Source organism: Agromyces badenianii (genome assembly GCF_003070885.1).
Taxonomy (GTDB): Bacteria; Actinomycetota; Actinomycetes; order Actinomycetales; family Microbacteriaceae; genus Agromyces; species Agromyces badenianii.
The window spans coordinates 1,343,001-1,361,675 of record NZ_CP028913.1; the positions used below are offsets into that span (position 1 = coordinate 1,343,001).

Genomic DNA, 18,675 nt, shown 5'->3' on the forward strand with positions numbered 1-18,675 from the left:
AGACGGATCACAGACGGAGGCCGCGATGTCCAACCCGCTCAAGAAGACCATGGTCTACCTCGGACTCGCCGATGAAGAGTTCGAGGACGAGACCACGCAGGCCCACGCGCCCGCACCGGTGGCTCCGGTCGTGCACGCGGCGCCCGCACCGCGGACCGGTGCGGCGGTCACACCGCTGCGCAAGAACCATGTCCAACCGAGCACCCCGCAGGCGGAGATGAACGAGATCCTGACCGTCCACCCGCGTCAATACCGTGACGCGCAAGTGATCGCCGAGTCCTTCCGCGAGGGAGTGCCGGTCATCATCAACCTCTCGCAGATGTCGGATGCCGATGCGAGGCGTCTCATCGACTTCGCGAGCGGCCTCTCGCAGGGCCTCTACGGAAAGATCGAGCGCGTCACGAGCAAGGTGTTCCTGCTCTCGCCCGCGCACGTCGTCGTCTCGGGGGAGACCGGCGAGAGCGAAGGCGACGTCGACGCGTCGTTCTTCACGCACGCGTAGCCCGCCGTGGGCGCGCTCCTCGTCGTCTGGAACATCCTCTACGCACTGCTGCTCATCTACTTCTTCGTGATGTGGGGGCGGTTCGTGCTGGACCTCGTACGCACCTTCAACCGGTCATGGCGCCCCAGAGGGGCCTGGCTGGTGTTCGTGGAGGCCGTCTACAGCCTCACCGACCCGCTCGTGCGCTTCTTCCGGCGGCTCGTGCCGCCGATCCGCATCGGCCAGGTCGCGTTGGATCTCGGCTGGAGCCTCGCCATGCTCGTCGTGATCGTGGCGATGACGGTGGTGTCCCTGCTGGCGCAGGCTGCGGCCGTGCCGGGCTGATCATCTCCTGCGAGCGTGAGGTCGAGACGATCGGTACTCACGACTCTGAGGATGTCTTTGCTACCGTTAGCTGAACGTGATCCAACAGTTCGACAGATTTGAGGGTGGAAAGCCATGGCGCTAACTCCGGAAGATGTGGTCAACAAGCGCTTCCAGGCGACGAAATTCCGGGAAGGCTACGACCAAGACGAGGTCGACGACTTCCTCGATGAGGTCGTGGTGGAGCTTCGTCGACTGAACGGCGAGAACGAGGAGCTGCGTCAGCGGTTGTCCGCGGCCGAGGCCCGTGCCGCGGAGGTCGCCAAGGCGCCTGCCGCCGCTGCGCCGGCACCGGCCGCGGTCTACACCGAGCCGGCTTCCCCGCCGCCCACCGTCGCGGTGCCGATGCAGCAGTCGGCCGCGCCGCAGTCTGACCTCGACGAGCAGACGAGCACCACGAACCTCCTGCAGCTGGCTCGCCGCCTGCACGAGGAGCACGTGCGCGAGGGCATCGAGAAGCGCGACGCGCTCATCGCCGAGGGCCATGCCACAGCGGCGCGGGTCGTCGCCGAGGCCGAGGCCAAGCAGCGCGCCCAGATCGGCGTGCTCGATCAGGAGCGCGTGGCGCTCGAGAAGCGCGTCGACGAGCTTCGCGTCTTCGAGCGCGACTACCGGGCGAAGCTGAAGAACTACATCGAGGGCCAGCTCCGCGAACTCGACACCGCGGCCCCGGTGCAGGTGACCGGCAACCAGGGATTCTCCGCTCCGGTCGGCGCGTCGGGCCTGCCCACCGAGCAGCCCGCACCGACGTTCCAGGGCTTTGGAGGCTGAGCGGGCCGCGAAGGTCGGCTCCACCACCGCCCTCCTGGTCGTGGCCGGCGCCGCATTCGCGGCGTACGGCCTCGACCAGCTGAGCAAGTTCCTGGTCGTGGCGAACCTCAGCGAGGGCGAGATCGTCCCGGTTCTCGGTTCGCTCCTGCAGTGGCAGTTCGTGCGCAACCCCGGAGCGGCATTCTCGCTCGCGAGCGGCATGACCTGGATCTTCACGATCCTCGCGGCCGGCGTCATCACCTTCATCGTGTGGTTCGCCCGGCGCATCCGCTCGATCGCGTGGGCCATCGTGTTCGGCCTGCTGCTCGGCGGGGTGCTCGGAAACCTGACCGATCGGCTCTTCCGTGAGCCGTCGTTCGGCCTCGGGCACGTCATCGACTTCATCTCGACACCGTGGCTCATTCCGGCCATCTACAACGTCGCCGACATGGCGATCGTCTCGAGCATGGTGCTCTTCATGATCCTCACGATCCGGGGCATCGGCCTCGACGGATCCCGGCAGCCGGCCACGAGCAAGGGCGGCGATGCCGCTGCGCGGACCGAGCCGTCGAAGGCCTCGGCGACCGAGGGCGACTCGCCGCTACGCGAAGCCGCCAGCGGCGCCTGATGGAGCACCGTTCCTTCCCCGTCCCAGACGGGCTCGACGGCTCGCGCGTCGACGCCGGACTCGCGAAACTGCTCGGGTTCTCGCGCACGCTGGCGGCCGACATCGCCTCGGCCGGCGGGGTCGCCCTCGACGGTGCATCCGTCGACAAGTCCGACCGACTGCGCGCCGGTGCCTGGCTCGAGGTGAGCTGGGAGGCGCCCCGCGGCCTCACGATCGAGCCGATCGCGGTGCCCGACCTCGGCATCATCCACGACGACGACGACCTCGTGGTCGTCGACAAGCCGGCGGGCGTCGCCGCGCACCCCTCCGTCGGATGGAACGGACCGACTGTCGTCGGAGCGCTCGCGGCCGCCGGGTTCCGCATCTCGACCTCGGGCGCATCCGAGCGCCAGGGCGTCGTGCACCGGCTCGATGCCGGCACGAGCGGCCTCATGGTCGTGGCCAAGTCGGAACGCGCCTACACCGAGCTGAAGCGCCAGTTCCACGACCGCGAGGTCGAGAAGATCTACCACACGGTCGTGCAGGGGCACCCCGACCCGCTCGCGGGCACGATCGACGCGCCAGTCGGACGCCATCCCCGTTCGGAGTGGAAGTTCGCGGTGACCGCCGACGGCAAGCACGCGGTGACCCACTACGAGACGATCGAGGCGTTCCCCTACGCATCGCTGCTCGAAGTGCACCTCGAGACGGGCCGCACGCACCAGATCCGGGTGCACATGGCGGCGCAGCGGCATCCGTGCGCCGGGGACTCGATGTACGGGGCCGACCCGACGCTGTCGGCGAGGCTCGGACTCGAGCGGCAGTGGCTGCACGCGAAGCAACTCGCGTTCGCCCATCCCGCGGGCGGGGAGTGGACGACCTTCGTCTCCGACTACCCCGCCGACCTCGCGCACGCGCTCGACGTGCTGCGCGGCGACTGAACGGCAGTCGCCACCGGGCCGGGCGTCACCCGGTCACCGTAGACTTCAAAGACCCCAGAACCGCAATCGCTGTACCCGATGAGGAGCCCCGTGGCCGCCGATTCCTTCGCCCATCTGCATGTGCACAGCGAGTACTCGATGCTCGACGGTGCAGCCCGGGTGGGGGAACTCATCCAGGCGGCGAAGAGCGAGGGCATGCCCGCCGTTGCGATCACCGACCACGGCAACGTGTTCGGTGCGTACGACTTCTGGAAGCAGGCGACCGACGCCGGCATCAAGCCGATCATCGGCACCGAGGCCTACATCACTCCCGGCACGGCCCGCGGCGACAAGACGCGGGTGCGCTGGGGCAACGGCGGCGGAGACGACGTCTCGGGCTCGGGCGCCTACACCCACATGACGCTGCTCTCCGAGACGACCGAGGGCATGCACAACCTGTTCCGCCTCTCGAGCCGCGCCTCGATCGAGGGCTACTACTTCAAGCCGCGCATGGACCGCGAGCTGCTGTCGATGTACTCGAAGGGACTCATCGCGACGACGGGCTGCCCGTCGGGCGAAGTGCAGACCCGCCTCCGGCTCGGACAGTACGACGAAGCGGTGAAGGCGGCATCCGACTTCCGCGACATCTTCGGCAAGGAGAATTACTTCGCCGAGATCATGGACCACGGCCTCGGCATCGAGCGCCGCATCATGGAGGACCTGCATCGGCTCGCGAAAGATCTGGGCCTCCCGCTCGTGGCCACGAACGACCTGCACTACACGCACGCCGCCGACGCCAAGAGCCACGCGGCCCTGCTCTGCGTGCAGTCGGGCTCGACGCTCGACGACCCCAACCGCTTCAAGTTCGACGCCGACGAGTTCTACCTGAAGACCGCGGCAGAGATGCGGCACGTCTTCCGCGACTACCCCGAGGCCTGCGACAACACGCTGCTGATCGCCGAGCGCGCAGACGTGCAGTTCAACACGAACGCCAACTACATGCCGCGCTTCCCGGTGCCCGAGGGTGAGAGCGAAGACACCTGGTTCGTCAAAGAGGTCGACCGCGGTCTCGAGGTGCGCTACCCGAACGGCATCCCGGCCGACGTGCGCAAGCAGGCCGACTACGAGGTCGGCGTCATCCTGCAGATGGGCTTCCCCGGCTACTTCCTCGTGGTCGCCGACTTCATCAACTGGTCGAAGAACAACGGCATCCGGGTCGGTCCGGGGCGTGGTTCCGGTGCCGGTTCGATGGCGGCCTACGCCATGCGCATCACCGACCTCGACCCGCTGCAGCACGGCCTCATCTTCGAGCGGTTCCTGAACCCCGACCGCGTCTCGATGCCCGACTTCGACGTCGACTTCGACGAGCGTCGACGCGGCGAGGTCATCAGGTACGTGACCGAGAAGTACGGCGACGAGCGCGTCGCGCAGATCGTCACGTACGGCACGATCAAGGCCAAGCAGGCGCTCAAGGACTCGGGCCGCGTGCTCGGCTTCCCATTCTCGATGGGCGAGAAGCTCACGAAGGCGATGCCGCCCGCGGTCATGGGCAAGGACATCCCGCTCACCGGCATCTTCGACACGAAGCACCCGCGGTACAAAGAGGCCTCTGACATCCGGGCCATCGTCGAGACCGATCCCGAGGCGAAGACCGTCTTCGAGACGGCGCTCGGGCTCGAGAACCTGAAGCGCCAGTGGGGCGTGCACGCTGCCGGCGTGATCATGTCGAGTGATCCGCTCGTCGACATCATCCCGATCATGAAGCGCGAGCAAGACGGTCAGATCGTCACGCAGTTCGACTACCCGGCGTGCGAGTCGCTCGGTCTCATCAAGATGGACTTCCTGGGGCTGCGCAACCTCACCATCATCGACGACGCCCTCGACAACATCGAGGCCAACCGTGGCCACCGTCCAGTGCTCGAGGACCTCGCGCTCGACGACCAGGGCGCCTACGACCTGCTCGCGAGAGGCGACACCCTCGGCGTCTTCCAGCTCGACGGCGGGCCGATGCGATCACTGCTGCGCCAGATGAAGCCCGACAACTTCGAAGACATCTCGGCCGTCATCGCGCTGTACCGACCGGGGCCGATGGGCGCGAATTCCCACATCAACTACGCGCTGCGCAAGAACGGCCTGCAGGAGATCACCCCGATCCACCCCGAGTTCGCGGAGTCGCTCCGGGAGATCCTCGACACGAGCTACGGCCTGATCATCTATCAGGAGCAGGTCATGGCGATCGCACAGAAGGTCGCCGGGTTCTCGCTCGGCCAAGCCGACATCCTGCGCCGCGCGATGGGCAAGAAGAAGAAGTCCGAGCTCGACAAGCAGTACGAGGGCTTCTCAGGAGGCATGAAGGCCAACGGCTACTCGGATGCCGCGATCCAGAAGCTGTGGGAGATCCTGCTCCCGTTCTCGGACTACGCGTTCAACAAGGCGCACTCGGCCGCCTACGGCGTGCTGAGCTACTGGACTGCGTATCTGAAGGCGCACTACCCGGCCGAGTACATGGCTGCGCTGCTCACGAGTGTCGGCGACGCGCGTGACAAGCTCGCGCTCTACCTCAACGAGTGCCGGCGCATGGGCATCAAGGTGCTGCCGCCCGACGTGAACGAATCGATCGGCTACTTCGCCGCCGTCGGCGAAGACATACGGTTCGGACTCGGCGCGGTCCGCAACGTCGGGTTCAACGTGGTCGACGCGATCCGCAGCGCACGCGAGACGAAGGGCCGGTTCGAGTCCTTCCACGACTTCCTGAAGAAGTCGCCGCTCTCGGTGGCGAACAAGCGCACGATCGAGTCCCTCGTGAAGGCGGGCGCGTTCGACTCGCTCGGACACACGCGTCGCTCGCTCGTCGAGATCCACGAGGGCGCGGTCGAATCGATCGTGAAGGAGAAGCGGGCCGAGGAGGTCGGCGACTTCGGCTTCGACTTCGACAGCCTCTTCGACGACGACGAGCGGGATGCCGCGCCGTCGCCCGTGCCCGCGCGTCCGGAATGGCCGAAGAAGCAGAAGCTGGCCTTCGAGCGCGACATGCTGGGGCTCTACGTGTCAGACCACCCGCTTGCCGGACTCGAGGCCCCACTCGCGAAGCACGCGTCGACGACCATCACCGAGCTGATGACCTCGGATTCGACGCAGGATGCCGACACCGTCACGGTCGCGGGTCTCGTCACGAGCGTTCAGCACCGCATCGCGAAGGCCTCGGGCAACCAGTACGGCATGATCACGGTCGAGGACTTCTCGGGCGAGATCACGGTGATGTTCATGGGCAAGGCCTACCAGGAGTTCGCGCCCGGCCTGCAGGCCGATTCGATCGTGGTCGTGCGTGGGCGGGTCAGCATGCGCGACGACGGCATGAACCTGCATGCCTACAGCGTGTTCACGCCCGAAATCGGTCAGGACGAAGAGTCGGGCATCGTGAAGATCACGCTGCCCGACCAGCGGGCGACGCAGGAGACGACCGAGGCGCTCCGAGACGTGCTCGTACGTCATCGCGGGGAGACCGAGGTTCGGATCACGCTGACGAAGGGCCGCGTCGGTCGCGTCTTCGAGGTCGGGCAGTACCCGGTCACGGTGACCGCCGACCTCTACGGGGAGCTGAAGAGCCTGCTCGGCCCGAACTGCCTCGTGTGACACGCACCCCGTAGGTGCAGTGACACGTCGGTACTCTTGAGACATCATGCTGCGCACCATCGATCTCCGTGGAACCCGACCGACTCAGGCCGGGCTGCTCGCCCTCGTGCCCCGGGCCGCAACCGATGTTTCGGCCGCGCTCGACGCCGCGCGCGCGATCATCGACGAGGTTCGCCTCCACGGTGAGGCGGCCCTGCTCGACCAGGCCGAGAGATTCGACGGTGTGCGTCCGGCGGCCGTGCGCGTGCCCGCCGACGAACTCTCGGCGGCACTCGAAGGGCTGGCCCCTGAGGTGCGTTCCGCCGCGCTCGAGACCATCGAACGCGTGCGGGCGGCGAGCGAGGCCCAGGTGCCGAGCCCCCGGCTGACGAGGCTCGGTGCGGGCGCCGTCGTCGAGCAGCGCTGGCAGCCCGTCGCCCGCGTCGGCCTGTACGTGCCGGGCGGCAAGGCGGTGTACCCGTCGAGCGTGATCATGAACGTGGTGCCGGCGCAGGTCGCCGGAGTTCGCTCGATCGCGCTCGCCTCGCCCGCCCAGTCCGCCTTCGGCGGCCGCATCCACCCGACGATCGCCGGCATCGCGGCACTGCTCGGCATCACCGAGGTCTACGCCATGGGCGGCGCCGGTGCGATCGGCGCCTTCGCCCACGGCGTCGTGGGCATCGGTCTCGAACCCGTGCAACGCGTCACCGGCCCCGGCAACGTCTTCGTGGCCGCGGCGAAGCGGGTCGTGCAGGGTGTCACGGGCATCGACGCCGAGGCCGGCCCGACCGACATCCTCGTGATCGCCGACGACAGCGCCGACGCCGACTTCGTGGCGGCCGACCTCGTCAGCCAGGCCGAGCACGACGAGCTCGCGGCCGCCGTGCTGGTCACCGACTCGCCTGAACTGGCAGCGCGGGTCGCCGAACGCCTCGAGGCCCGCGTCAGCGCGACGAAGCACAGCGCACGGGTGCGCGAAGCGATCGACGGCGCGCAGTCGGCGCTCGTGCTCGTCGACGACCTCGAGCAGGCAGCCGATTTCGCGAACGCCTTCGGCCCGGAGCACCTCGAGATCCAGGTGCGCGATGCCGAGGCAACGCTCGCCCGCATCGAGAACGCCGGAGCGATCTTCGTGGGGGCGTACTCACCGGTGAGCCTCGGCGACTACGCGGCAGGCTCGAACCACGTGCTGCCGACCGGCGGTCAGGCGCGATACGCGTCGGGACTCTCAGCGGCGACATTCCTGCGACCGCAGCAGCTCGTGCGCTACGACGAGGCTGCGCTCCGCGAGGTGGCACCCGTCATCGCGGCGCTCTCGGCCGAGGAGGACCTGCCGGCACACGGCGAGGCGGTCACCGCGCGCTTCGGGGCGTGACCTGGGCAAGCCGTCGATCGCACGGCATGGCGTGGTCATCGCCCGCCCGACCACCGCCGCTAGGCTGGGAGCACCATGTACTGTCCGTTCTGCCGCCACCCCGATTCCCGCGTCATCGACTCGCGCACGAGCGATGACGGGCTCTCGATCCGGCGTCGCCGTCAGTGCCCCGAGTGCGGGCGCCGTTTCTCGACGACCGAGACCGCGAGCCTCGCCGTGATCAAGCGCTCGGGCGTGATCGAGCCGTTCAGCCGTGAGAAGGTCGTGCTCGGCGTGAAGAAGGCCTGTCAGGGGCGTCCGGTGACGGACTCCGACCTGGCGGTGCTCGCGCAGAAGGTCGAGGAGACCATTCGCTCGACCGGCGCATCGCAGATCGAGGCGAACGACATCGGCCTCGCCATCCTGCCGCCGCTGCGCGAACTCGACGAGGTCGCCTTCCTGCGGTTCGCGAGCGTCTACCAGGCGTTCGACTCGCTCGACGACTTCGAGTCGGCGATCGAGCAGCTCCGCGAGGAGCACGGCCGCCTGCCTGCGCGTCCCGTCGAGTGACGGCGGTTCGTGCGGTCTCCGCTCCGGTAACCTGAGGGCGCGATGTATCGACTTCTCTTCTCCGCAGTCCTGTCCCACCTGGATCCCGAGGATGCCCACCACCTCGCCTTCCGGGTGATCCGAGCATTGCCGACCCTGGGCTTCGGCAAGCTCGTCGAGCGGTTCACCGCGCCCGACCCGTCGCTCGCCGTCGACGCCCTCGGACTCCGGTTCCCGTCGCCGTTCGGCGTCGCGGCGGGATTCGACAAAGACGGACTCGCGGTTCGCGGCCTCGGTCACCTGGGCTTCGGTCACGTCGAGGTGGGCACCCTCACGGCGATCGCCCAGCCGGGCAACCCGCGTCCGAGGCTCTTCCGCCTCGTCGGCGATCGCGCGCTCGTGAACCGCATGGGCTTCAACAACGGCGGGGCGGATGCCGCAGCGGGTCGTCTCTCGAGGCTGTCACGGCGCCGCGACCGGCCGGTGCTCGGCGTGAACATCGGCAAGAGTCGCGTCACCGCGGTTGACGACGCCGTCGCCGACTACGAGCGGAGCGCCCGCGTGCTCGCCCCGTTCGCCGACTACCTGGTGGTCAACGTCAGTTCGCCGAACACGCCGGGCCTGCGGGGACTCCAGGAGATCGACTCGCTCGCACCGCTGCTCGAGTCGGTGCGCGCCGCCGCTGGGAGCACGCCGCTGCTCGTCAAGATCGCACCCGACCTGGCCGACTCCGAGATCGTTCGCATCTGCGAGCTCGTCGAGCGCCTCGGACTCGACGGCATCATCGCCACGAACACGACGATCTCGCGCGAGGGCCTCCGCGCAGCGGCATCCGTCGTCGAAGCCATCGGGCCGGGCGGACTCTCGGGCGCGCCGCTCGCAGCCCGGTCGCTCGAGGTGCTGCAACTCATTCGCGCGAGGGTCGGCGCCGAGCTCTGCGTCGTCTCGGTCGGCGGCGTCGAGACGGCCGCCGACGTGCAAGACCGCCTCGACGCCGGCGCCACGCTCGTGCAGGGGTACTCGGCGTTCATCTACCGGGGACCGTTCTGGGCGCGCCAGGTCAACCGGGGCCTCGCGAGGTTCGCGCGCAGCCGACGCGCGGCCGTCGCCGCCTAGCGGCCCGCTCGTCGCCCGTCGGCGATCAGAGCAGGCCGACGTCGGCCAGCCGGTCGGCGATCGTCGACCCGTCGTTGGCCGACACCCACGGAACACCGGCGACATGCTGCTCGCCCTTCGCGCGACCGCCGGCGAGCACCGCCTCGCCCTTCGAGAGCCGACGAATGGCGACGGCGGCCACCTGGCCGGGGTGCTCGGCGGCGAAGCGCTCGTAGAGCTCTTCATCGTGTTGACCGTCGTCGCCGATCAGAAGCCAGCGCATCTCGGGGAACTCCTCGGCGAGCCGCCGGAGATTGTCTTCTTTGTGCTCACGGCCGCTGCGGAACCAGCGGTCGTGCGTCGGTCCCCAGTCGGTGAGCAGGAGCGGCCCCGCCGGGTAGAGGTTGCGCGAGAGGAATCGGGTGAGGGTCGGTGCGACGTTCCATGCCCCAGTCGAGAGGTAGATCACGGGGGAGCCGGGGTGCGCCCTGACCAGGCGCTCGAAGAGCACCGCCATGCCGGGCGTCGGGATGCGCGCGTGCTCGTCGAGCACGAAGGTGTTCCAGAAGGCGACCAGCGGGCGGGGGAGCGCAGTGACCATCACGGTGTCGTCGACATCGGAGATGATGCCGAAATCGACATCGGGACCGACGATCCAGATCGGCGCCTCGACCGGCTCCGACCCTTCGGTGCGAAGCGTCACGCGGTGCCAACCCGGTTCGAGCGCGACCGGCACCTTCGTGTCGACGACGCCGCCGCGGTCGGCGAGCACTTCGATGCGCTGGCCCGCGACCTCGATGATCACCGGCACGTCGCCGACGGGAACGCTCGTGAAGCTGCGCCAACCGCGGATGCCCTGCTCACCTCGGCGACGGCGGCGTTTCGACGGCTCGTCGGGGTCGACCGGGCGGCTCAGGAGCACCCTGCAGAGCACGCGCACCCACTCGGTCGATCCGTAGCCCGTATACGGCACGACGGTCGGCACGTGGCCTCGTCGTCTCGCCCAGCGTTCGCGGATGTCGTGGGCCCAGTCTTCGAGGCGCGCAGCACGATGCCGGACCTGGCGCTCTCGTTGTCCGGCCGGAAGGGGGGAGCTCGCCGGCATCCACTCAGTCTGTCATGCGCCGGTGTCGGGCCGTGAAACGAGGGGTGGACGAGTGGTCGGATGCTGCGTGCCGCGCCCGATAGAGTAGACGGGCAACTGAGGAGGTTCCGTGCCGAATGTCGACCTGATCCTGGGGGCCGATCCGAGCCGGAGACGCTCGATCCGTACCGAGCCCACGCAGCGCCGGAGCACGCAACGGCTCGACGCGCTGCTCGACGCCGCGGCGGAGATCGTCGACGAGTCCGGGTTCGAACGGCTGACCACCCAGATGGTCGCCGAACGCGCCGGCGCCTCCATCGGCACCGTCTATCGGTACTTCCCCGACCGGGTCGCCGTGCTGCACGCCCTCCGCGAGCGTTCGGTGCGCCGCTACCGCGAGCGCGTCGCCGATGACATGGAGCGCGCCGAGCTCGACTCGTGGTGGCGCATCATCGACGTGGCACTCGATGCCTGCGCGGCCATGTACCGCGACGAGCCCGGATTCAGCGTCGTGCACGCCGCCCGACGTGAGACGCCCGACGACGACATCGAGCCCGAGCTCGCCCACCGCCTGGCACGACTCATCGACGACGAGTTCGGCGCCGACCGCGATCAGGCCGAGCTCCGATTCCGGCTCGGCATCGCGATGGAGCTCGGCGATGCGCTCATCAGCCGGGCGTTCGAACGCGACGAAGCCGGAGACGACCGCTACCTCGCCGAGACGAAGCGACTCGTGCACGACTACCTCGCCGAGTTCCTCGGCGACGCGCGCGCCACCAGCAACGCGGCCTGACGACGCGCCGAGTCGCACTCGTTGCCTCGAGGGGCGATTGGTGTTTGGCTTGAAGGCGGTTCGGCGAGTGCCGGGCGTGGGAATGAGGCAGCATGATCGAGTTCCGTGGCGTCACGAAGCAGTTCCCCGACGGCACCGTCGCGGTCGCGGGTGTCGACATCGTCATTCCGCCGCGCAAGACGACGGTCTTCGTCGGGTCTTCGGGATCGGGCAAGACCACCCTCCTGCGCATGATCAACCGCATGGTCGACCCGAGCTCGGGCCAAGTGCTCATCGACGGCACGGATGTCGCGACCCTCGAACCCGTCGCGCTGCGTCGGGGCATCGGCTACGTGATGCAGAACTCCGGCCTGCTGCCGCACCGCAAGGTGATCGACAACGTCGCGACGGTGCCGCTGCTGCGCGGCGAGAAGAAGCGCCAGGCGCACGCGCACGCGCTCGAACTGCTCGACACCGTCGGTCTCGACCGGTCGCTGGCCGACAAGTACCCCAGCCAGCTCTCCGGCGGGCAGCAGCAGCGGGTCGGCGTCGCACGCGGGCTCGCCGTCGACCCGAACATCCTGCTCATGGACGAGCCGTTCGGCGCGGTCGACCCGATCGTGCGCGCGGAGCTGCAGCAGGAGCTGCTGCGTCTCCAAGGCGAACTCGGCAAGACCGTCGTCTTCGTCACGCATGACATCGACGAGGCGTTCCTGCTCGGCGATCAGGTCGTGATCATGCAGCAGGGCGGCCAGATCTCGCAAGCGGCGTCGCCGGCCGAGATCCTCGCGAACCCTGCCGACGAGTTCGTCGCGGACTTCGTCGGGGTCGATCGCGGCAAACGGGCACTGCACGTGACGGAGGTCGACGGCCGGCGGCTCGTGGTCGATGCATCCGGCCGTCCGGCGGGAGTGCTCGCCTCGTGACGTGGCTCTGGTCGAATCTCGACCTGGTCGGCGAGCTGACACTGACGCATCTCGCGTTGTCGGTGCCCGCGATCATACTGAGCTTCGTGGTCTCTGTGCCGATCGGCTGGCTCGCCCACCGCTACCGGTGGTCGCGAGGGGTGCTGCTCGCGCTCTGCGGCCTGCTCTACGCGATCCCCTCGCTCGCGCTGCTGATCGCCCTCCCGATCGTCACCGGCCAGCGCGCCACGTCTCCGATCAACCTCGTCGTCGCCCTCACCCTGTACGGAATAGCGGTGATCGTGCGCACCGCCGCTGATGCGTTCGATGCCGTCGAACCCGACGTGCGGCAGTCTGCGACCTCACTCGGCTACTCGTCGGCCGGCCGCTTCTGGGGTGTCGAGCTGCCGCTCGCGGGCCCGGTGCTGCTCTCGGGGCTTCGAGTCGTGATCGTCAGCACGGTGAGCCTCGCGACGATCGGCGCGGTGGTCGGGGTGCAGAGCCTCGGCAGTCTCTTCACCGACGGATTGCAGCGCGACATCTACGCCGAGATCGTCACCGGCATCGTCGCGACGATGCTGCTCGCGATCGGCCTCGACTGGGCGGCCGTGGCGCTCGGCCGCCTGCTGATGCCGTGGTCGCGCCCGAACGGGTCGGCGCGGCGAATGGCGCTCGCCCGGGTAGAACGGGTGGATGCCGCATGAACCTCCTCTTCGACGGCATCGCCTGGGTGCTCGACCCCGCCAACTGGACCGGCGTCGGCAGCATTCCCGAGCGCATCGGCCAGCACCTCGCGATCTCGGCTGTCGTGCTCGCGATCGCCTCCCTCATCGCACTCCCGATCGGCGGGCTCGTCGGGCACACCGGTCGTGGCAAGGAGCTGGCGGTCATGGTCTCCGGCGGCCTCCGGGCGCTGCCGACCTTGGGCCTGCTCACACTCTTCGCGCTCTGGCTCGGCATCGGGCTGCAGGCGCCGATCGTCGCCCTCGTCATCCTCGCCTTGCCGCCCCTGCTCGCCGGGGCGTACTCGGGCCTCGAGAGCGTCGACCGTCGAACTGTCGATGCCGCCCGCTCCGTGGGCATGCGCGAGATCCAGATCATCGGCAAGGTCGAGCTTCCACTCGGCATGCCCATCGTGGTCGGCGGCATCCGCTCGGCGACATTGCAGATCATCGCGACGGCGACGCTCGCCGCCTACATCGCCGATGACGGGCTCGGCCGATTCATCTTCGCCGGACTGAAGACGCGCGACTACGCCGAGATGCTCGGCGGCTCGATCCTCGTGATCCTCCTCGCCCTCGCGGTCGATGGCCTCTTCGCGATCACGCAACGTCTCGTCGTGCCCGCCGGCGTGCGCGTCACCCGAACCAGAGAGCTCCGCTCCCGGCCGGCCCGGCCTCGAGCGGTCGTGGGGCGACCCATCACCGAAGGGAATCGAGAATGAACACAGCAGGAAAAGGCCGGCTCGCCGCGTTGGCGGCAGTCGCGGTCGGGGCGACAGTGGCCCTGGCAGGGTGCGCGTCGGGCGATCCGCTGAACAGCGGATCGGGAACCGACAACGCATCGTCTGAGACGATCGTCGTCGGTTCGCAGGCCTACTACTCGAACGAGATCATCGCCGAGATCTACGCGCAGGCCCTCGAGGAGAACGGCTACACGGTCGACCGGCAATTCCAGATCGGCCAGCGCGAGGTCTACATCCCCGAGATCGAGGGCGGCGAGATCGACGTCTTCCCCGAGTACACGGGCAATCTGCTGCAGTACTACGTGCCCGACACGACCGCGACGACGAGCGAGGATGTCTACGCCGAACTCGAGACGGCGCTGCCCGAGGGCCTTCGGGTGCTCGACCAGTCGGCGGCAACCGATCAGGACTCCTACAACGTCACGAAGGAGTTCTCCGAGGCCAACGGCGTGACGAGCCTCGCCGACCTCGCGAAGGTGACGACTCCGCTGACGCTCGGCGGCAACTCAGAGCTCGCGACCCGTCCCTACGGGCCCGACGGGCTGAAAGAGGTCTACGGCGTGGAGGTCGGCTTCACTCCGATCGAAGACAGCGGCGGCCCGCTGACCATCAAGGCGCTCGAAGACGGCCAGGTGCAGCTCGTCAACATCTACAGCGCCAACCCCGCCATCGCGACGAGCGAGCTCGTGACCCTCGAAGACCCCGACGGGCTCTTCCTGGCGTCGAACGTCGTGCCGGTCGTCAGCGAGAAGGTCACCGACGAGATCGCCGAGATCATCAACACCGTGAGCGCCGCGCTCACGGCCGAAGACCTCGTCGCGCTCAACGCGCTGAGCGTCGACGAGCAGCAGTCGGCTGAGCAGATCGCGAAGGACTGGCTCGCCGAGAAGGAACTCTTCTAGCAATTCGCGTCGAGATTCGAGGGGTCGGATGCTGCGGCATCCGGCCCTTCGTCATCGATCGGCACCGCGGAGGTCGCGCCATCCGGAACCGCGGCCGCGGGCGTCGTCGCCGACGGGGTCGTGGCATCCGGAACCGTCGCCGCGGGCGTCTCCGCTGTCTCATCGCGCACCGCGGTCGGGGTCATGTGCTTCGCCTCGGACCGGACCAGGAGCTTCTTCACGCCCCATGCCACAAGCAGGAACACGGCGATGACCCCGACGAACAGATAGCCGGCCCAGTGCAGCTCACGGCTGAGTTCGCGGTAGCTGCCGGCGGCGAGCCACCCGACGGTGACGTAGGCGAAGGCCCAGATCACGCACGCCGGAACGGTCCAGGCCATGAACCTCCGGTACCGCATCGAGCTCATGCCGACCGTGAGGGGGATGAGCGAGTGCAGCACCGGCAGGAATCGCGAAATGAAGACGGCCGGGCCGCCGCGGCGATCGAGGTAGCGCTGCGCGCGAGTCCAGTGCTCGTCGCCGATCTTGCGGCCGACCCACGAACGGTGGATGTGGGGGCCGAACCAGCGCCCGAGGGCGAAGCCGATGCTCTCGCCGATGAGGGCGCCGATGATGACCGTGATCGTGAGCGCGAAGTACTCGACGAGCCCGCCGACGGCGGTGGACGCCACGATCACGATCGTGTCGCCCGGCACGACGAGGCCGATCAGCACCGAGGTCTCGAGCATCATGCCGAGTCCGGCGAGCAGGGTGCGCGCGACCGGGTCGACGGCCTGGACGGTGTCGAGGATCCAATCGAGGATCTCGTTCATCGTTCGAGCGTAGCGAGGAGCGCTGGACCGCCACATCAGACTTCGGGGTGATTCTCGCGGGCTCGCGACGATACCGGGGTCGGGGTCGCCACCGAAGTCGGGCGACCGCTCAGGCGTGTCGTGCCGCGAGGCCTAGGCGATCGGGCCGAGCGTCGCGAGGAGCGAGACGATCGGAACCGCGACGATGAGGGCCGCCGCCCAGGCCACCATTGCCCGGTTTGCGACGTTCGGGTGATCGTCGACGTCGCCGGGCCCGCCGAGGCGAGCGAGACGGGCCTCGAGCATCGCGGCGTCGGGGATCACCCCGCCGGAATCGGCGTACGCTCCGGGCTCGCCGCCGCTGCCGACCTGGAGCATCGCCCGCCGGAGCGCATCGTCACTGGCGACGCGACGGGCCTGGTCGTCGGCGAGCATCTCGGCGAGCAGCGCAACGGAGCGCTCGGCACGGTTCGCGATCGGGAACCAGGGCAGCGCGCTGTGCCAGGCGCGGAACGCGAGGAGCACCAGATGATGGAGCTGATCGAGGTGCGCCCGCTCATGGGCGATGACGGCGCGCAGCTCGGGCTCGTCGAGCACGTCGACCAGTCCGTTGGTGAGCACGGTCGCAGTGCGGATGCCGGGCACGCAGTACGCGAGCGGGATCGGATGCGCGAGCACCCGGGTTCGCGGCTGTCCGGGCATCGGATCGCCGAGGATGGCGATGAGCTGGTGCTGGCGGCGCCGCTCGCGCTCGGCCTGCACGGCGGTGAGTGCCAGGTTGAGCGCGAGGTGGGCGGCCAGTCCGGCGGCGAGGGTGAGTGCGGCGATGTGGATCACGCCGAATGCCGGCGGGATGTCACCCTCGACGAGGTGGGGGAGCAGGGCGCGCGCGGCACCGAGGAGCGAGCCGGCCGGCGACGCGCCGAACACCAGCAGCGAGCCGATCATCGCGAGCCCGCCGCCCAGGCCGATCGCCTGCCAGAGGGCGAGCGCGATCGCCGGAGACCGTGATGGCCAGAGCGCCCGTGACAACGCCAGGGGGACCGGCCAGGCGAGCAGGAGGGCGAATCCGCCGAGCAGAGCGGCGACCGCGAGCATCGTCAAGGCCGGGAGAGCTCGTCGAGGAGGCGCCGCAGCGTCGCGGCCTCACCACTGCTCACGGTGCCGACGAAGCGTGCGAGCGCCGCATCGCGGTCGCTCGAACGGTCGAGCACCTCGTGCATGAGTTCGGCGGTGTGCTCTTCCCGCGTGAGGAGCGCTCGATAGCGATGCGGCCGAGTGTCTCGTGTCCGCGTCACGAATCCTTTGCGCTCGAGGCGCGACAGGACCGTGAGCACCGTGGTGGTGGCGACGGCGCGCCCGGGTTCGCCGTCGCTGAGTGCGAGTGCGTCGCGAAGTTCGTTCGCTGTGAGATTGGCGTCGCGCGACCAGAGCACCTCCATCACGGAGCGCTCCAGATCGCCGAGACTCGCCATGCTTCAAGACTACCGCCGATGGGCCAAATGTTCTACGCTCGGTAGAAGTAGGTTCTACCGCGTGTAGAACGAATGAAGATCACGACGCGATCGCGTGTGAAAGGGGCATCCGTGAACGAGCTGCTGGACCCGCTGCTCCTCGCCAGATGGCAGTTCGGACTCACCACCGTCTACCACTTCCTGTTCGTGCCGATCACGATCGGCCTCGCGACCTCGGCGGCCATCTTCCAGACCGCGTGGTACCGCACCGGCAAGCTCGAGTACCTGCGCATCACGCGCTTCTTCGGCACGATCTTCCTCATCAACTTCGCCATGGGCGTTGTGACGGGCATCGTCCAGGAGTTCCAGTTCGGCATGAACTGGTCGGAGTACTCGCGCTTCGTCGGCGACGTCTTCGGTGCACCGCTCGCCCTCGAAGGGCTGCTCGCGTTCTTCCTCGAGGCGACCTTCATCGGCATCTGGATCTTCGGCTGGAATCGCCTGCCGAGGGGGCTGCACCTCGCGAGCATCTGGATCGTCGCGGTCGGCACGATCCTGTCGGCGTACTTCATCATCGCCGCGAACGCGTTCATGCAGAACCCGGTCGGTTTCCAGATCAACGAGGAACGCGGGCGTGCCGAGCTGGTCGACATCTGGGCGCTCCTGACGAACCCCGTGGCGCTCGCGGCATTTCCGCACACGATCGCGGCGAGCTTCATGGTCGGCGCCGGTCTCATCATCTCGGCCGCGGCGTGGCACCTCGCTCGCAATCAGCACCTCGACACGATGCGGCCCGCCCTGAAGTTCGGCCTGTGGATGATGGTGGTGTCGGGTGTGCTCACCGTCGTCTTCGGCGACCAGCTGAGCCTCGCGATGGTCGCGACGCAGCCCATGAAGATGGCCGCTGCCGAAGCCGCCTTCGACACGGTGTGCGGCGCTGACGCCTCCTTCTCGCTCTTCACCCTCGGCACGCCAGACGGATCCAGCGAGCTCTTCTCGATTCGGGTGCCGTACCTGCTTTCGCTGCTCTCGACACACAGCTTCGACGGGTGCGTCGAGGGCATCAACGACCTCCGGGCCCAGTATCAGGAGCTCTTCGGCCCCGGTGACTACACGCCGATCCTCTGGGTGACGTACTGGTCGTTCCGCTGGATGATGGGCCTCGGGTTCCTGCACATCTTCGTGGCGCTCGTGGGCCTGTGGCTCACCCGCAAGGGTCGCATGCCGAAGCAGGCATGGGTGTGGAAGGCCGCGGTCTGGAGCTTCCCGCTCTCGCTCGCCGCGATGATCGTCGGCTGGGTGTTCACCGAGATGGGCCGGCAGCCCTGGATCGTCTTCAGCCAGCTCTTCACCGAATCCGCGGTGTCGCCGAACGTCTCGGGTCTCGATGTGCTCATCTCGCTCGTCGCCTTCACCCTGATCTACGGCGCACTGGCCGTCGTCGAGTTCAAACTCATCATCCGCGCGGTCAAGCAGGGCCCACCGGAACTCGCGGAACCCGACCCCGAGACGGGGCGCGTCGAACAACCCACCACGGTGTACTAGGAGGA

The 18,675-nt window shown here is 68.4% G+C and carries 18 protein-coding genes and 1 pseudogene; 15 read left to right on the top strand and 4 right to left on the bottom strand.

The window, feature by feature from the left end; genetic code table 11:
• Positions 1-25: 25 nt before the first annotated feature.
• The 9 genes from DCE93_RS06410 (at position 26) to DCE93_RS06450 (ending at position 9,773) form a co-directional block, all read left to right on the top strand.
• Positions 26-502, top strand: coding sequence for a cell division protein SepF (locus DCE93_RS06410; protein ID WP_108595148.1), 477 nt, complete (start codon positions 26-28; stop codon positions 500-502).
• Between the two features lie 6 nt (positions 503-508).
• Positions 509-826 (top strand): YggT family protein, encoded by a 318-nt coding sequence (locus tag DCE93_RS06415; protein WP_108595149.1) that lies wholly within the window; start codon positions 509-511, stop codon positions 824-826.
• A 114-nt stretch (positions 827-940) separates the two neighbouring features.
• Positions 941-1,636, top strand: coding sequence for a DivIVA domain-containing protein (locus DCE93_RS06420; protein WP_108595150.1), 696 nt, complete (start codon positions 941-943; stop codon positions 1,634-1,636).
• On the top strand, positions 1,626-2,243 hold the full coding sequence (gene lspA / locus DCE93_RS06425; protein ID WP_338027623.1) for a signal peptidase II: 618 nt from the start codon (positions 1,626-1,628) through the stop codon (positions 2,241-2,243). The genes DCE93_RS06420 and lspA overlap by 11 nt, the downstream gene beginning before the upstream one ends.
• Positions 2,243-3,163, top strand: coding sequence for an RluA family pseudouridine synthase (locus tag DCE93_RS06430; protein ID WP_108595151.1), 921 nt, complete (start codon positions 2,243-2,245; stop codon positions 3,161-3,163). Before lspA ends, DCE93_RS06430 begins: the two co-directional genes overlap by 1 nt.
• Before the next feature lie 78 nt (positions 3,164-3,241).
• Entirely contained in the window at positions 3,242-6,775 is a 3,534-nt protein-coding gene (gene dnaE, locus DCE93_RS06435; protein WP_108595152.1) for a DNA polymerase III subunit alpha, read from the top strand.
• A 46-nt stretch (positions 6,776-6,821) separates the two neighbouring features.
• Positions 6,822-8,129 carry a histidinol dehydrogenase gene (hisD, locus tag DCE93_RS06440; RefSeq protein WP_108595153.1) on the top strand — a complete coding sequence of 436 codons (1,308 nt, stop codon included), beginning with the start codon at positions 6,822-6,824 and terminating at the stop codon, positions 8,127-8,129.
• A 75-nt stretch (positions 8,130-8,204) separates the two neighbouring features.
• A complete protein-coding gene (nrdR, locus tag DCE93_RS06445; protein ID WP_108595154.1) occupies positions 8,205-8,678 on the top strand; it encodes a transcriptional regulator NrdR in 474 nt (157 codons plus the stop codon).
• Between the two features lie 42 nt (positions 8,679-8,720).
• Positions 8,721-9,773: a quinone-dependent dihydroorotate dehydrogenase gene (locus tag DCE93_RS06450; RefSeq protein WP_108595155.1), complete on the top strand. Its 1,053-nt coding sequence runs from the start codon at positions 8,721-8,723 to the stop codon at positions 9,771-9,773.
• A gap of 25 nt (positions 9,774-9,798) precedes the next feature.
• Here DCE93_RS06450 and DCE93_RS06455 read toward each other — a convergent pair whose 3' ends face one another.
• Positions 9,799-10,857 (bottom strand): App1 family protein, encoded by a 1,059-nt coding sequence (locus DCE93_RS06455; RefSeq protein ID WP_108595156.1) that lies wholly within the window; start codon positions 10,855-10,857, stop codon positions 9,799-9,801.
• Between the two features lie 109 nt (positions 10,858-10,966).
• On the opposite strand from DCE93_RS06455, the gene DCE93_RS06460 reads away from it, so the two are divergent.
• The 5 genes from DCE93_RS06460 (at position 10,967) to DCE93_RS06480 (ending at position 14,880) form a co-directional block, all read left to right on the top strand.
• Complete coding sequence (locus DCE93_RS06460) at positions 10,967-11,629, top strand: TetR/AcrR family transcriptional regulator (protein WP_108595157.1); 663 nt, start codon at positions 10,967-10,969, stop codon at positions 11,627-11,629.
• Between the two features lie 92 nt (positions 11,630-11,721).
• Positions 11,722-12,534 carry an ABC transporter ATP-binding protein gene (locus DCE93_RS06465; RefSeq protein WP_108595158.1) on the top strand — a complete coding sequence of 271 codons (813 nt, stop codon included), beginning with the start codon at positions 11,722-11,724 and terminating at the stop codon, positions 12,532-12,534.
• Positions 12,531-13,217, top strand: coding sequence for an ABC transporter permease (locus DCE93_RS06470; protein ID WP_108595159.1), 687 nt, complete (start codon positions 12,531-12,533; stop codon positions 13,215-13,217). The genes DCE93_RS06465 and DCE93_RS06470 overlap by 4 nt, the downstream gene beginning before the upstream one ends.
• Complete coding sequence (locus tag DCE93_RS06475; RefSeq protein ID WP_108595160.1) at positions 13,214-13,957, top strand: ABC transporter permease; 744 nt, start codon at positions 13,214-13,216, stop codon at positions 13,955-13,957. The genes DCE93_RS06470 and DCE93_RS06475 overlap by 4 nt, the downstream gene beginning before the upstream one ends.
• Positions 13,954-14,880, top strand: a complete 927-nt coding sequence (locus tag DCE93_RS06480) for an ABC transporter substrate-binding protein (RefSeq protein ID WP_108595161.1) — start codon at positions 13,954-13,956, stop codon at positions 14,878-14,880. Before DCE93_RS06475 ends, DCE93_RS06480 begins: the two co-directional genes overlap by 4 nt.
• 182 nt (positions 14,881-15,062) lie before the next feature.
• Here DCE93_RS06480 and DCE93_RS06485 read toward each other — a convergent pair.
• From DCE93_RS06485 to DCE93_RS06495, 3 genes and pseudogenes are all read right to left on the bottom strand, one after another.
• Positions 15,063-15,692: pseudogene (locus tag DCE93_RS06485) on the bottom strand (DedA family protein); the annotation flags it as partial.
• Positions 15,693-15,824: 132 nt separating this feature from the next.
• A complete protein-coding gene (locus DCE93_RS06490) occupies positions 15,825-16,769 on the bottom strand; it encodes a M56 family metallopeptidase (protein WP_108595162.1) in 945 nt (314 codons plus the stop codon).
• Between the two features lie 2 nt (positions 16,770-16,771).
• Positions 16,772-17,146: a BlaI/MecI/CopY family transcriptional regulator gene (locus DCE93_RS06495; RefSeq protein ID WP_108595163.1), complete on the bottom strand. Its 375-nt coding sequence runs from the start codon at positions 17,144-17,146 to the stop codon at positions 16,772-16,774.
• 111 nt (positions 17,147-17,257) lie between these two features.
• Here DCE93_RS06495 and DCE93_RS06500 point away from each other — a divergent pair, with 111 nt between their 5' ends.
• Positions 17,258-18,670 carry a cytochrome ubiquinol oxidase subunit I gene (locus DCE93_RS06500; protein ID WP_108596635.1) on the top strand — a complete coding sequence of 471 codons (1,413 nt, stop codon included), beginning with the start codon at positions 17,258-17,260 and terminating at the stop codon, positions 18,668-18,670.
• The last annotated feature ends 5 nt before the right edge of the window (positions 18,671-18,675 follow it).